The organism is Bacteroides sp. AM32-11AC, assembly GCF_003603515.1.
Classification (GTDB): Bacteria; Bacteroidota; Bacteroidia; order Bacteroidales; family Bacteroidaceae; genus Bacteroides; species Bacteroides uniformis.
The window spans coordinates 1,429-15,111 of record NZ_QTNH01000003.1; the positions used below are offsets into that span (position 1 = coordinate 1,429).

General features: G+C 47.5%; 14 protein-coding genes, 1 tRNA gene and 1 pseudogene. 13 read left to right on the plus strand and 3 right to left on the minus strand.

Going from position 1 to position 13,683, the window contains the following annotated elements; all coding sequences use genetic code 11:
* The 12 genes and pseudogenes from DW800_RS03995 to DW800_RS04050 all read left to right on the plus strand — a co-directional run.
* Positions 1-937: RHS repeat-associated core domain-containing protein (locus DW800_RS03995; RefSeq protein WP_243634903.1), on the plus strand; the 937-nt coding region annotated here is incomplete at its 5' end.
* Between the two features lie 299 nt (positions 938-1,236).
* Positions 1,237-1,824, plus strand: a complete 588-nt coding sequence (locus DW800_RS04000; RefSeq protein ID WP_044468813.1) for a TIGR00730 family Rossman fold protein — start codon at positions 1,237-1,239, stop codon at positions 1,822-1,824.
* The gene (locus DW800_RS04005; protein WP_117703878.1) at positions 1,821-2,552 is read left to right on the plus strand and encodes a DUF4271 domain-containing protein; all 732 of its coding nucleotides are present in this window, start codon (positions 1,821-1,823) and stop codon (positions 2,550-2,552) included. The genes DW800_RS04000 and DW800_RS04005 overlap by 4 nt, the downstream gene beginning before the upstream one ends.
* A 4-nt stretch (positions 2,553-2,556) precedes the next feature.
* Positions 2,557-3,309: a uroporphyrinogen-III synthase gene (locus DW800_RS04010; RefSeq protein ID WP_005834069.1), complete on the plus strand. Its 753-nt coding sequence runs from the start codon at positions 2,557-2,559 to the stop codon at positions 3,307-3,309.
* A 170-nt stretch (positions 3,310-3,479) separates the two neighbouring features.
* Positions 3,480-3,896 (plus strand): ribonuclease P protein component, encoded by a 417-nt coding sequence (rnpA, locus tag DW800_RS04015; RefSeq protein WP_044468782.1) that lies wholly within the window; start codon positions 3,480-3,482, stop codon positions 3,894-3,896.
* Positions 3,893-4,114 (plus strand): membrane protein insertion efficiency factor YidD, encoded by a 222-nt coding sequence (gene yidD / locus DW800_RS04020; protein WP_005831056.1) that lies wholly within the window; start codon positions 3,893-3,895, stop codon positions 4,112-4,114. The genes rnpA and yidD overlap by 4 nt, the downstream gene beginning before the upstream one ends.
* On the plus strand, positions 4,111-4,776 hold the full coding sequence (locus tag DW800_RS04025) for a TatD family hydrolase (protein WP_044468783.1): 666 nt from the start codon (positions 4,111-4,113) through the stop codon (positions 4,774-4,776). The genes yidD and DW800_RS04025 overlap by 4 nt, the downstream gene beginning before the upstream one ends.
* A gap of 107 nt (positions 4,777-4,883) precedes the next feature.
* Entirely contained in the window at positions 4,884-6,176 is a 1,293-nt protein-coding gene (gene tyrS / locus DW800_RS04030; protein ID WP_009037551.1) for a tyrosine--tRNA ligase, read from the plus strand.
* 124 nt (positions 6,177-6,300) lie between these two features.
* Positions 6,301-6,371: transfer RNA gene (locus DW800_RS04035), tRNA-Gln, on the plus strand.
* A gap of 253 nt (positions 6,372-6,624) precedes the next feature.
* Positions 6,625-6,759: pseudogene (locus DW800_RS04040) on the plus strand (5-keto-4-deoxyuronate isomerase); the annotation flags it as partial.
* 56 nt (positions 6,760-6,815) lie between these two features.
* On the plus strand, positions 6,816-7,619 hold the full coding sequence (locus DW800_RS04045) for a gluconate 5-dehydrogenase (RefSeq protein WP_005831048.1): 804 nt from the start codon (positions 6,816-6,818) through the stop codon (positions 7,617-7,619).
* A 165-nt stretch (positions 7,620-7,784) separates the two neighbouring features.
* Entirely contained in the window at positions 7,785-9,017 is a 1,233-nt protein-coding gene (locus tag DW800_RS04050) for a DUF4861 domain-containing protein (protein WP_044468667.1), read from the plus strand.
* Positions 9,018-9,095: 78 nt separating this feature from the next.
* On the opposite strand, the gene DW800_RS04055 is transcribed toward DW800_RS04050, so the two are convergent.
* Both DW800_RS04055 and DW800_RS04060 read right to left on the minus strand, forming a co-directional pair.
* On the minus strand, positions 9,096-9,728 hold the full coding sequence (locus DW800_RS04055; RefSeq protein WP_005831042.1) for a response regulator: 633 nt from the start codon (positions 9,726-9,728) through the stop codon (positions 9,096-9,098).
* Complete coding sequence (locus DW800_RS04060; RefSeq protein WP_117703879.1) at positions 9,725-11,614, minus strand: ATP-binding protein; 1,890 nt, start codon at positions 11,612-11,614, stop codon at positions 9,725-9,727. Before DW800_RS04060 ends, DW800_RS04055 begins: the two co-directional genes overlap by 4 nt.
* Positions 11,615-11,935: 321 nt before the next feature.
* Between DW800_RS04060 and DW800_RS04070 the strand changes: the two genes are divergently transcribed.
* Positions 11,936-12,832 carry a DUF4595 domain-containing protein gene (locus tag DW800_RS04070; RefSeq protein ID WP_005831035.1) on the plus strand — a complete coding sequence of 299 codons (897 nt, stop codon included), beginning with the start codon at positions 11,936-11,938 and terminating at the stop codon, positions 12,830-12,832.
* A 143-nt stretch (positions 12,833-12,975) separates the two neighbouring features.
* Here DW800_RS04070 and DW800_RS04075 read toward each other — a convergent pair whose 3' ends face one another.
* The gene (locus DW800_RS04075) at positions 12,976-13,632 is read right to left on the minus strand and encodes a polysaccharide deacetylase family protein (RefSeq protein WP_117703880.1); all 657 of its coding nucleotides are present in this window, start codon (positions 13,630-13,632) and stop codon (positions 12,976-12,978) included.
* Between the last annotated feature and the right edge of the window lie 51 nt (positions 13,633-13,683).

Consider the following 13,683-nt stretch of genomic DNA (forward strand, 5'->3'; position numbering starts at 1 on the left):
CGGTTACAAATTCACTTATGACGGATTAAGCCGCCTGATGAACGCCACCTACGGTGAAACAGCCGGCATCAATACGAACACCAACCGTTTCAGTGAGAATGTAACCGCCTATGACAAAAACGGCAACATCAAGACCCTGCAACGTTACGGTCAGACCGCTGCTTCCAGTTACGGTTTGATTGATAACCTGACTTACACTTTGAACGGCAATCAGCTGACCCGTGTGGACGATGCCGTGACGGCTTCCGCCTACAACGGTGGCTTCGAGTTCAAGGACGGTGTGAAGCAGGCGAACGAGTACGTTTATGATGCGAACGGCAATTTGACCAAAGATTTAAACAAGGGAATTAGCGATATTACGTATAATGTATTAAATTTGCCAACAGGCGTCACTTTTGCTTCCGGCGGTTTCATACAGTATGGCTATACTGCCGACGGCATCAAGCGGCGCATGATGTATAAGGAGGCAGATGGTTCGGGCAATCTGGTTCCTACGGTGTATTGCTGCTATGTGGGCTATGAAACCGGTGTTGCCAAGCTTCTTCTTACGGAAGAGGGGTATGTTACGCTTTCGGACAAGAAGTATCACTATTACCTGCAGGACCATCAGGGAAACAACCGCGTAGTCCTCAGTTCCAGCGGTGCTGTTGAGGAAGCGAACCATTACTATCCCTTCGGTGGTGTGTTTGCAAGTTCAGGCAATGTGCAGCCTTATAAATACAACGGCAAGGAGTACGATGGCAAGAAGGGGTTGAATCTGTATGATTATGGGGCACGCATGTATGATGCTGCGCTGGGAAGGTTTACGACGGTGGACCCTTCTGCTGAAAATTACTTCAATACAAGTCTCTATGCTTATTGCGGGAATAATCCTATTAATCGGATTGACCTTGACGGATTACTTTTGGCTCGAATATTGATATATAAGGTCCTCTGATTCAATAAAGTGAACGATTCCCTGCTTTCATCACTATATGTCAACAGGGAATTTTACCTTTTATATAAGGCTACACCCTTTCCCTGACATGGTGTAGCCATTTACCCCAAAGGGTGTAGCTATCCGGGGCAAAGGGTGTAGCTCTGTTTAATGTGCCTTATCAGTGCCTGCGGCACACATAATCCGTTATTGATTTATGAAAAATCCCCCGTCGTAAGTGGGAAGAAAGAAATTTGTTTCAAATCTCCCCGAAATCATGTACCTTTGTGGCGGTACCTAAAAAAGGAGGTAACAAGATGATGAACAAGATAAATTCCGTATGCGTATATTGTGCTTCGAGCACAAAGATAGATTCCGTTTATTTCGATGCAGCCCGTGAGCTGGGCACTCTGCTGGGGCAGCGGCAAATTCGCCTGATTAATGGTGCGGGAAATATGGGACTGATGTCCGCTGTGTCCGATGCGGCACTCCGGGCAGGGGGAGAGGTGACGGGCGTCATTCCCCGCTTCATGGTGGAGCAGGGATGGCATCACACCGGACTTACCCAACTCGTGGAAGTGGAAAGCATGCACCAGCGGAAAAAGACAATGGCCGACCTGAGCGATGCCGTCATCGCCCTGCCCGGTGGTTGCGGCACCCTGGAAGAACTGCTGGAAATCATCACTTGGAAGCAACTCGGACTGTATCTGAACCCGATTGTGATACTGAATGTCAAGAACTATTTCGGCCCTCTGCTCGATATGCTCCGGCAGGCGGTGGACGAAAACTTCATGCGTACGCAGCACGGTGCCATCTGGCATGTGGCGCAGACACCGCAGGAAGCCGTGGAACTGATATATACCACTCCCTTGTGGGACGCCTCCATCCGTAAATTCGCTGCAATATGATAGGGCTGTTGATGGCTTGGGCAGTAGTGGGGACGGAGGGGATTCCTATTCCATATTCTCCGAGAATGGACGATGGCATCACCGTGGTCCTTTTGTGCTGTTTCTTTCTGTCGGCCTATGTCTTGTCACGCAGCCGCAAGTTCCTGCTGCAACTGGTGAAGGATTTCCTGCTTCATCGCGAACGTACCAGCATATTTGCCACTTCCACAGCCGCCGATATGCGCTATCTGCTGCTGCTCATCCTGCAGACCTGCATCCTAGCAGGCGTCTGTATCTTCAACTACTTCAATGATATACAGCCGGAACTGGTACACCATGTGCCGCCGGGACTTCTATTGGGGATTTACATCGGTATGTGTCTTCTCTATTTGTGCTTGAAGTGGATGCTTTACTCTTTTCTGGGTTGGATTTTTTTTGACGAAAGTGTTACAACGCTATGGCTTGAGTCCTATTCTACGCTACTTTATTACTTGGGATTCGCCCTTTTCCCGTTTGCTCTGTTCATAGTCTATTTTGATTTGAGTTTGCAGCTGACGATAATAATCGGATTGATTTTAGCCTTTTTTGCTAAAATATTGATGTTATACAAGTGGTTAAAGCTTTTTTGTGGTAATTTATATGGCGGTTTGCTTTTAATTGTGTACTTTTGTGCCCTTGAAATCATGCCTTGTTTTGTGTTATATCAAGGTGTGATGCAGCTAAACAGTTATTTGATAATAAAATTTTAGGACGTTGAAAATTAAGAAAGTACTTGTGTCGCAGCCGAAACCGGCATCAGAGAAATCTCCTTACTACGACATCGCCGAGAAGTATGGTGTGAAAATAGATTTTCGCCCATTTATCAAAGTGGAGAGCCTTTCAGCGAAAGAGTTCAGACAACAGAAAATTTCGGTCTTGGATCATACTGCCGTTATTTTTACTTCGCGTCATGCTATTGATCATTTCTTCCACTTGTGTACAGAATTGCGTGTGACAATTCCCGAAACAATGAAGTATTTCTGCGTGACGGAGGCCGTTGCTCTGTATATCCAAAAGTATGTGCAGTATCGTAAGCGTAAGATTTTCTTTGGAAACACCGGGAAGATTGACGATTTGATACCTTCCATTGTTAAGCATAAGACTGAAAAGTACTTGGTACCAATGTCGGATGTGCACAATGATGACGTGAAGAATCTGCTGGATAAGAATAAGATTCAGCACACGGAAGCTGTCATGTACCGTACTGTCAGCAATGACTTTGCTGCAGATGAGGCTTTTGATTATGACATGCTGGTGTTCTTCAGTCCGGCAGGCATCAGTGCCTTGAAGAAGAATTTCCCTGATTTTGACCAGAAGGAAATCAAGATCGGAACATTCGGCTCTACCACTGCCCAGGCAGTCCGTGATGCCGGACTTCGTCTTGACTTGGAAGCTCCCAGCGTGCAGGCACCCTCAATGACGGCGGCGCTTGACATGTTTATCAAGGAGAATAATAAAGGAAAGTAAAAAGAGTTATGAGTTATAAGTTATGAGTGATTTGCTTATAGCTTGTAGACATAACAATGGATTTATAAAATTGAGCTACAAGTGGTTGTGCTTTTATGTTGCCAGGTACTTGTAGCTCGTTTTTGTATCGCCCCATAACTTATCACTCATAACTTATAACTCATCACCCCATGCCAAATACCTTGCGTAAGTCCGAACGGTTGGACAAGAAGAAAGTGATAGAGAAGATGTTTGCGGGCGGCTCACGCTCGTTTTCGGTTTTCCCTTTGCGTGTGGTGTATCTGCCGGTGGAGGAGCTGGAGGCACCCGTTTCCATTCTTGTAAGTGTTTCGAAACGCCGTTTCAAGCGGGCGGTGAAGCGCAACCGCGTGAAACGCCAGATACGTGAAGCCTACCGCATGAACAAACACGGACTGCTGGCCGTGCTGACGGAAAAAAAGTGCCGTCTGGCCGTGGCCTTCATCTATCTTTCGGACCAGTTGGTAGACTCTTCTGTCATTGAGGACCGTATGAAGACAGCTTTGGCACGCATTGCCGAGAAGGTAGCGGTAAATGCCGAAGCCGAGCAAACTCCGCAGGTGTCATGAAGCGTCTGCTTTCATATCTGCTGCTGCTTCCCATCTATTTCTATCAGAAGTGCATATCGCCCATGATAGGGCCTTCATGCCGTTTTACCCCCACTTGTTCGCAATATGCGGTGGAGGCCATCAAGAAACACGGACCTTTCAAGGGGTTTTGTCTGGCAGTAAGGCGCATTCTGCGCTGCCATCCCTGGGGAGGTTCCGGATATGATCCCGTTCCATGAATATTCCAGTTGACATACATACACACCGGCTTCCGCAAGTACCCGGAACTGCCATTGCAAATTGCTATCCCGAAACGTTCTCTCCACAGAGCGGCGGATGGTATTCGGTGGGGATACATCCCTGGCATATAGGTCGGAGTGGAGGTGAACACTCAGGAGCCGAAGGTGCTGTGGCTAGCAGGGTGTGCGGCCTGGAGGAGTTAGTGCGCCATCCCCAAGTACTTGCCGTGGGCGAAGCCGGGCTGGACAAGCTGGCAGATGCTCCGATGGATTTGCAGGTGGAAGTGTTCAGGTGCCAGGCATGTTTGGCAGAGGAAGTGGGAAAGCCGCTGGTGATTCATCTGGTGAAGGCAGTTGATGAACTGCTGAAGGTGAAGCGGGACTTGCGCCCGTCGAATCCGTGGATAATACATGGTTTCCGTGGCAAGGCGGCGCTGGCGGAGGAATATCTGAAACATGGCTTTTACCTTTCATTCGGGGAGAAATACCAGGAAGCAGCCTTGTGCCGGGTACCTGCCGACCGGCTGTTCATCGAAACGGATGAAAGCGAAGTTTCCATCGGGGAATTGTATGCACGCGCTGCCGAAGTGCGCGGCATCTCTCCCGAGGAGCTTGGAGAAACACTCCGGAGAAATGTCTGCAAAGTCTTTTTTAAACCCTAAGAGTTGTTTCTTCGAATAAAGAGTCGTATTTTTGCGCAGATTAAAATAGGAATCAAACAATTCATAGATAATCACTTAAATAATTAATCAGATAACTTAATCATTCGATGAATTTTGTAGAAGAATTAAGATGGCGTGGCATGCTCCACGATATGATGCCGGGTACGGAAGAACTTCTGGCTAAGGAACAAGTGACTGCATACATTGGTTTCGACCCTACTGCGGACTCTTTGCACATCGGGCACCTTTGCAGTGTGATGATTTTGCGTCACTTCCAGCGTTGCGGACACAAGCCGTTGGCACTGATTGGCGGTGCTACGGGTATGATTGGTGACCCTTCCGGAAAGTCTGCCGAACGCAATCTGCTTACGGAAGAGACGTTGCAGCGCAACCTGGCCGGTATGAAGGCCCAGCTCTCCAAGTTCCTGGATTTTGATTCGGATGCCCCCAACCGTGCCGAGTTGGTGAACAACTACGATTGGATGAAGAACTTCACTTTCCTCGATTTTGCCCGTGAAGTGGGTAAGCACATCACCGTGAACTATATGATGGCGAAAGATTCTGTAAAGAAGCGTCTGAACGGTGAGGCACGTGACGGTCTTTCCTTCACGGAATTCACCTACCAGCTGTTGCAGGGGTACGACTTCCTTCATCTGTATGAAACCAAAGGCTGCAAGCTCCAGATGGGTGGCAGCGACCAGTGGGGTAACATCACCACCGGTGCCGAACTGATTCGCCGTACGAACGGTGGGGAGGTATTTGCACTGACCAGCCCGCTGATTACGAAGGCCGACGGTGGCAAGTTCGGCAAGACAGAGTCCGGAAACATCTGGCTCGACCCGCGCTACACTTCTCCATATAAGTTCTACCAGTTCTGGCTGAACGTGAGCGACGAGGATGCCAAACGCTACATAAAGATATTCACTGCACTGTCCAAGGAGGAGATTGACGCTCTGACGGCCGAGCACGAGGCTGCTCCCCATTTGCGCGTCCTTCAGAAGTGCCTGGCCAAGGAAGTGACTATCATGGTTCATTCCGAAGAGGACTATAACGCTGCTGTGGATGCATCCAACATCTTGTTTGGCAATGCAACTTCTGATGCACTGAAGAAGTTGGACGAAAATACGCTGCTGGCTGTGTTCGAGGGTGTTCCCCAGTTCGAAATATCCCGTGATGCACTGGCTGCCGGTGTGAAGGCGGTGGATTTGTTCGTGGATAATGCTGCTGTATTCGCTTCCAAGGGCGAGATGCGTAAGCTGGTGCAAGGCGGTGGCGTTTCTCTGAATAAGGAGAAACTGGCTGCTTTCGACCAGGTGATTACGACAGCCGACCTGCTGGACGAAAAATACCTGCTGGTACAGCGCGGCAAGAAGAATTACTATCTGATTATCGCCAAATAGCGGTATCCTAAAGAGAAGTAATTAAGGAAATAATGCTTCGGCAGTAAAAATAGCCCCGAAATATTTGGATATTTCGGGGCTTCCTTTTATCTTTGCACCGCTTTTTAACAGAAAGCCCTATGTTTGGACTATGGTGTAATGGTAGCACAACAGGTTTTGGTTCTGTTTGTCCAGGTTCGAATCCTGGTAGTCCAACTACGATACAGCTAATTGCAGCTAAAAACCCACTAAAATCGCAAGTTTTAGTGGGTTTTTTTGTTATTCTTTCCCCCTCTTGTTGGCACTATAGGTATAGATTTTTTCTTTTTACGAATCTTTGAACGATATTGCTATATAATTGACACAAATTTATACGGTTTCTCCATTTTCTTTTGTTACATTTGCATCGTGTACGCAAACGATGTGTATTTGATGGCTGAAGTTATAACCTATTAAATGTAGTGCAATCATGAAAACGAACTATGAAATTCGCTATGCTGAGCATCCCGATGATGTGAAAAGCTACGATACGAAAAGCATTCGCTGCGATTTCCTTATAGGGAAGGCATTCTCCCAAAATAAAGTTTCCATTGAGTATAAACTACTTGCAAATCGTACATAAATAGAATATCACTTATTTAAACTTAATAATTTAACGTTATGAATCCGTATTTGAATTTTTCTTTGGAAGGTAAAGTAGCCCTTGTTACAGGTGCTTCTTATGGTATCGGTTTTGCTATCGCTTCAGCTTTTGCAGAGCAAGGAGCAACTATCTGTTTCAACGATATCAACCAGGAGTTGGTAGACAAAGGCTTGGCTGCCTATACTGAAAAGGGTATCAAGGCACGCGGTTATGTATGTGATGTGACAGATGAACCTGCTGTTCAGGCCATGGTAGCCCAGATTGAAAAGGAAGTAGGCTCTGTTGATATCCTCGTAAACAATGCCGGCATCATCCGCCGTGTTCCTATGCACGAGATGGAGGCTGCTGACTTCCGTCGTGTAATCGATATCGACCTCAATGCTCCGTTCATCGTATCAAAGGCTGTTCTGCCTGCCATGATGAAGAAGGGCCACGGTAAAATTATCAATATCTGCTCTATGATGTCCGAACTGGGGCGTGAGACTGTGTCGGCCTATGCCGCTGCCAAGGGTGGCTTGAAGATGCTGACTCGCAACATCTGCTCTGAATATGGTGAATATAACATCCAATGTAACGGTATCGGTCCGGGTTACATCGCTACCCCGCAGACTGCTCCGCTGCGTGAAAAGCAGGCCGACGGTAGCCGTCACCCGTTCGACTCGTTCATCTGCGCCAAGACTCCGGCAGGCCGCTGGCTGGCTCCGGAAGAACTTACCGGTCCGGCAGTGTTCCTGGCATCGGAAGCCTCTAATGCGGTAAACGGTCACATCCTCTATGTAGACGGAGGTATCTTGGCTTATATCGGAAAGCAACCGAAATAAATTTAAGGATAATTGAGAAGGTGATAAAGTGGCAGGATAATGTCACTTGTCACCTTTTTCTTTTGGGCGCGGATTACGCGGATTTCGCGGAAAGGATAAGGAAAATCCGTATAATCCGCGCCTAAAAGAAAGTTATACAACTGATTAGGAAAAAGCAATGATTATATGAGAAACTTTCTTTTATTATGTATGGCGGCCCTCTGCTGTCTTGCTTGCAACGATAGCAAGATAGTGACTGTTACGGTAACCAATCCGTTAGCGATGGACCGTTCCGATGAGATGGTAGAGGTGTCCATGACCGAAATCTCAAACCTTCTGAATCTGGCAGACACCGCACAGATTGTGGTTCTGAATGTCGAAGGGGAGCAGGTGCCTTACCAAGTGACCTACGATGACAAATTAATCTTCCCTGCGACGGTAGCTGCCAATGCATCGGCTGCATATACCGTCCAGGCCGGTACTCCCGTCGATGTGGAGGTAAGGGCTTGTGGGCGGCAGTATCCCGAACGTCTGGACGACATGGCCTGGGAGAACGACTTGGTAGGCTTCCGTGCCTACGGTCCTGCATTGCAGGCAAGGGGTGAACGCGGTTTCGGCTACGACTTGTTTACGAAGCGAGGCACTGCTGCACCGGTACTGGAAGACATATATGCCAAGGAACTGGATGCAGACTCCTGGAAGCAGGTTAATGAATTGCGCAAGACAGACCCGAAGGCAGCCGATGAGCTGGTACGCACATTCTCCTATCATATAGACCACGGTTATGGCATGGACTGCTATGCAGTAGGCCCAACATTGGGAGCCGGAGTGTCTGCATTGATGGTGAATGATACCATTATCTATCCGTGGTGCTACAAGACGCAGGAGGTGCTGGACAACGGTCCGTTGCGCTTCACGGTGAAGCTGGAGTTCAATCCGTTGGCTGTGAAAGGGGATACTGCGGTGGTGGAAACGCGTCTGATTACGCTGGATGCCGGTTCTCATCTGAACCGTACTGCCGTTTCGTATAGCAATCTAAAGGAATCTTTGCCCATTGTTACCGGTATTGTGCTGCACGAACCGGACGGTGCTGTGGTGGCTGATGCCGCCGGTGGCTATATGACGTATGTAGACCCCACTACCGGACCGGATAATGGCAAGATATTTATGGGGGCCGCTTTCCCTGCCGTTGTGAAGGAAGCCAAAACCGTGCTTTTCCCCATAGAGGAGAAGAAGATGCGTAACAATGCGGACGGTCATGTACTGGTTGTCAGCGACTATGAGCCGGGCGCTGACTACGTGTATTACTGGGGCTTTGCCTGGGACCGCGCGGACATCAAGACTGCTGAAGCCTGGAACCGATACATGGCTGATTTTGCACAGAAGGTGCGCAATCCGATGACGGTGAGTATCCGCTAAGTTGATTTTCTTCCTTTTCAGACGGAGAAGCTTGAGAAGCTGGAGGCTTGTAACTGTCCGGGCGAATGACAAGTGTTCTCAGAATAAGCTCTTCCCCTTGTAGACAAGTTCTGCAACGTTTTTGGCCTCCAGTTTTTCCATCAGGCGCTTCCGGTAAGTCTGTATTGTATTGATGCTGAGAAATAGTAATTGGGATATTTCAGAAGTGCTCAGTCCTTGCGAGAGATAGGCGAGCACTTCTTTTTCACGTCTCGACAATTCGGGAAGTGCATGTGGTAGGGTGTTTTGTTTTTCCTTGTCCAGTTCGCTGAAAACATTGCTGAAGTATCTGGTTCCGTTTTTCAGTGTACTGATGGCGTCTCTCAATTCGCTGGTGCTGGCATTTTTTGAAACAGCTCCGTTGATGTTTAGGGTGGATAATTTGGCTATGATCCAAGGTTCTTCATGCATGGTATAGATTAAAATGCCGCATTCGGGTATCTGGCTGTGAAGGTGGGATATGAGTTGGAATCCATTCATATCCGGTAGTTCAAGGTCAATGATGCAAAGGTCAAATCTCTCTTTGAGGGTCAGTTGTTCCACGTCTTTTGCACAAGTGGCTCCTTTGCACGTCACTCCTTCGAGTTGCGAGGCCAATGCGATGATGCCTTCAGCAACAATCGGGTGGTCATCTATTACCAGTATTCTGTATGTTTCTTTGTTTGGTTTCATTCGTTTATGTTAAGCAGTAGGGTGAAAACGTTGTTTTCTGTTGACGAGCATACATTGGCGGTAGCGTTGATGGCTCTGATACGGTCGTTTACGGTGTGCAATCCTATGCCGTCATTGTTGTTTGTTGCTGTTTGTTGCTTGTTTGCATTCTTACCGTTGTCTGTAATTTGCAGGGTATATTTATTTTCATTGTCGGCACGGAGACTGATGACTATATGACTGGCTGAGGCATGTTTCACGATGTTCATGGTGAGCTCTTGTACGATGCGGTACAGCTCATAAGCGGTTTCATTGGGAAGATGGCGTGATGCGTTGTTCTCCGTTGGATGATAGCTGACCTCTATGCCGGTGTTCTCGGTCAGTTTGGCAGCATAACGGTCGAGTATCTGGTCTAGACTGAGATGCTCGAATTCGGGAGGCATCAGTTCGTGTGAGATATTCCGCACGTTGTTTCTCAGTTTGCTGACGAGTGAGGCCAGTTCCTGCTCATTCCCTTTGCCGGCAGAAGTTTCTATCTTCATTTGCAGCCCCAGCAGGTCGTTGGCTATGCCGTCATGCAGTTCCTTGGCAAAATATTTGCATTCCTCTTCCAACCCTTCAATGTAACGGCGTGCCGAGTTCAGTTCGTTTTCTTGCTTTAGCAGTTCAATCTTCTTTTCGGCTATTCGTTTCTTGTGGCGGAGCGTCAACAAAGTAATGAGAGCAAGACCGGACAGAAGGGCTACAGCAATGGAGGCTTTTAGCAGGAAGGCTTGGTGTTCCAGTTGTTCTTGTTGCAGGTGGGCTATCTCCAATTCCTTTTCTTGTGTGTGATATTTCACGTTGAATTCTGCCATTTGTTGCGTCAGATTGTGCTGTGCCAGCGTATCAGTCCACATGCGGGCACTATCCATATAGGTGTAGGCCAGTTTGGGGTTTCCCAAGGCATCGTAGCATCGTGCCATTTGTGTAAATAATGTTTTGGGCTCGGTACCGGTTTTCCGGTTACGCAGCCAGTGGAAGTCCTTCAAGGCGCGGGCATAGTTTTTGCGGTTTGTTTCGGTGGCTGCCCTCGATTGTATGAATCCTATGGCAGCGATGGAGTTGGATGGTACCCGTTGTAGTAGTTTGTTCCCCAATTTCAAGTAGTGGTCTATGGAATCGGGTTGTTCTTTTCGTTCAAAGAGTCTCAGCATGCCGGGCAGGCAGCGTATCTTCCATAGGTCTTCGTTTCCCTCTCCGTGGCAGGCAATGTTCCAGGCTTTGCGGTTGGATTTTTCAGCATCATCCAGCTTGTTCAGTTCAGCCTTTATGGTTGCCCTGATTTGCCAGGTGGTGAAGGCTACGAATGGGTCTTCGGTTCTGGCGGCATGTTCGGCGGCCATGTCGGTATACTTTTCGGCTTCGTCCAGCTGCCTGATATTGAAGTATAGGATGGACACATTGTTGCAGATGTGGGCTATCCAGCTTTCGTCTCCGTATTGCAAGGCAGTGTCCAGTGCTTTATTGTAATAGTAGAGTGTAGAGTCATTCATTTGGTGCTGACGGTAGAGGAGGCCCAAATCGTTGTATACGCTGATGTGCTTTTCCAAATCATCTATCTGCGGCAGGTAGGGGAGCACATTTTTTTTCATGGCAAAGGCTTCTTCTGTCTTTCCCACATAGATCAGTAGTGTGGCTTGTTCGTTCAGCAAGATGGGATACATGAAGGAGTGCTTTACGTTCCGGGTGGCAAAGGCGCTGTCGAAGCTACGTTGCGCTTCATCGTAGTGTCCTTCTTCCATGAGATTGGCTGCCCGGTTGTAGAAGTGTGCCAACAGAGTGTCTGTTGGTATTTCTCCGGCGTGAAGCAGGATAGTGGTTAAAGAAAAGAGGAGTGATAATAGCTTAGTATGGCGTACCCTCATATCGGTATATTTTAGTGGAATTCAATCTGTGCTTAGTTGTTGCAAATATACGTCTTATTCATTTTGCTTTTTATTGGAGATGCTGAATTTTTTCTGTATGTGGCTGAAAAATCACCTTTTTCAGTGACAAGGAGTGAAAGGAAAAGTTTATTACTTTGCAAAAAATATTAAGCTTTGTCTGGGAATGATAAATGGCCAAAAGTATCTGTCCGGGTTTGAATGGCAGAGTCTTGTTGTCGTGAGATACGGACGGCATTCCTTATACTTTTGTTATTATGGATTTTCCTTAGAGGGATGGGGATAAAACAAGATTTGTAACTTATGAAAATGTTTAAAATGATGGCTGCCTCCATGTTGGGTGTGGCGTTGTGCTTGGGATTCACTGCTTGCAGTGACGATGACGAAAATGAGAATGGTGAGGGTGGCGAAAACACCGCCACTGTGGTCAATCCTTCGCAAGTGTTTACGGGAGGGCTTCCGAAGTCGGTTTCGGGCATGGCGATTTCTCACAATGAAGAAGGGCTGGTGACGAACATTACAACTGAGGATGGGGATAAAGCCGTCTTTGAGTACTTTCCCGCTACTACAAAGGCAGATGTTGCAAAGGACCGAGCAAGAATCACCGTGACGGATGAAGAGGGCGATGTTACAGAACTGAACTTGCAGCTCAACAGCGATGGTTATGTGGAATTTTGCAACTCAATAGACCACGCTGGTACTCCCGATGCCGATGAGTTTACTTGGGAGATGGAATACGACACTGAAGGCCATCTGGTTGTAATGAAACGCTCTGAAAGCGATGGTGAAATAACGAACATCACCTATAAGGATGGAGATGTGGTGAAGACTTCCACACGTTATGTAGCTAGTGGGGATCTCAATGGTGACGGAATTATCGACAGCAATGACGAGTGGGAGTATAGTGCTGCCATAGACTATACGACGGATAATATAACAGCTCCTATCGAGAATAAGGGCTGCCTGATGTTGTTTGATGAAATACTGGATGTGGATATGGACGAGATGATATATGCCTATTATGGAGGCATGCTTGGTAAGGCTACGAAACATCTGCCGCTTGTAGGGCATTATACATACAATGGCGAGGACTCTGTGTCCGATATGTATTTTACATGGACATTGAATTCCGACAGTTATCCTACGGAACTGGTTGTAAAAGACCAGTGGGATGAATACAGATGTACATTTACTTGGTAATTATAAAACATCTGTTTATTCTTGTGGAACAGGACATGAGCCTATAAAATGTAAGGGGTTGCCTTTTGCCGAGACAACCCCTTCTTATTTTATGTGGAATTTATTGTGACAGCAGATGTTGGTAACTTTCTGCTGTTTCAAGTTTATAATACTTTGAATTCATATCCCTCTTCCTTCAGGAAGTCAATGGCGCGCGGCAATGCGTACTGCAGGTTTCCGTTGCACCAGGATTTCAAGGAATCGTGGAAGGTGATGATGGAGCCGTTGCGGGCGTAGCGCATCACGTTGGCTAGCACTTGCGGACCGAGCAGCTTCTTGCTGTAGTCGCGGGTCACGAGGTCCCACATCACAATCTTGTAGGTTCGTTTCAGCGTGAGATACTGGTTGGCGAACATATGGCCGTGGGGAGGGCGGAACAAGAGAGGGTAGAGAACCTTCTCCACATTGCAATTGATGTCCCCACCCATTTCCATGAAAATCTTCGCCTGTTCGGTATTTCCCAGATAATTCTTGGCCGTGTATTCAAATCCACGGATATGGTTGAAGGTGTGGTTACCGATGCGGTGCCCACGCTCAACGACCATCCGGAATTCGTCCGGATGCTTCCGTATGTTGTCACCTACCATGAAGAAGGTGGCTTTGATGTTGTGCTTATCCAGCAGGTCGAGCACCCAGGGAGTTACTTCGGGGATAGGGCCATCGTCGAAAGTCAGATAAACGGCTTTTTCATTGGGGTCCATCCTCCAGACTGCACCGGGATATAGTTTGCGAAAAAACTCAGGAGGTTGTTCTATAAACACGTGATTAAGGATTAAGGGATTAGGGATTAAGGATTAGGGGTTAATGATTAA

Coding starts and splice junctions, on each gene's coding strand:
- DW800_RS04000 (WP_044468813.1), top strand. CDS start 1,237: ATGAACAAGATAAATTCCGTATGCGTATATTGTGCTTCGAGCACAAAG.
- DW800_RS04005 (WP_117703878.1), top strand. CDS start 1,821: ATGATAGGGCTGTTGATGGCTTGGGCAGTAGTGGGGACGGAGGGGATT.
- rnpA (WP_044468782.1), top strand. CDS start 3,480: ATGCCAAATACCTTGCGTAAGTCCGAACGGTTGGACAAGAAGAAAGTG.
- yidD (WP_005831056.1), top strand. CDS start 3,893: ATGAAGCGTCTGCTTTCATATCTGCTGCTGCTTCCCATCTATTTCTAT.
- DW800_RS04025 (WP_044468783.1), top strand. CDS start 4,111: ATGAATATTCCAGTTGACATACATACACACCGGCTTCCGCAAGTACCC.
- tyrS (WP_009037551.1), top strand. CDS start 4,884: ATGAATTTTGTAGAAGAATTAAGATGGCGTGGCATGCTCCACGATATG.
- DW800_RS04045 (WP_005831048.1), top strand. CDS start 6,816: ATGAATCCGTATTTGAATTTTTCTTTGGAAGGTAAAGTAGCCCTTGTT.
- DW800_RS04050 (WP_044468667.1), top strand. CDS start 7,785: ATGAGAAACTTTCTTTTATTATGTATGGCGGCCCTCTGCTGTCTTGCT.
- DW800_RS04055 (WP_005831042.1), bottom strand. CDS start 9,728: ATGAAACCAAACAAAGAAACATACAGAATACTGGTAATAGATGACCAC.
- DW800_RS04060 (WP_117703879.1), bottom strand. CDS start 11,614: ATGAGGGTACGCCATACTAAGCTATTATCACTCCTCTTTTCTTTAACC.
- DW800_RS04070 (WP_005831035.1), top strand. CDS start 11,936: ATGAAAATGTTTAAAATGATGGCTGCCTCCATGTTGGGTGTGGCGTTG.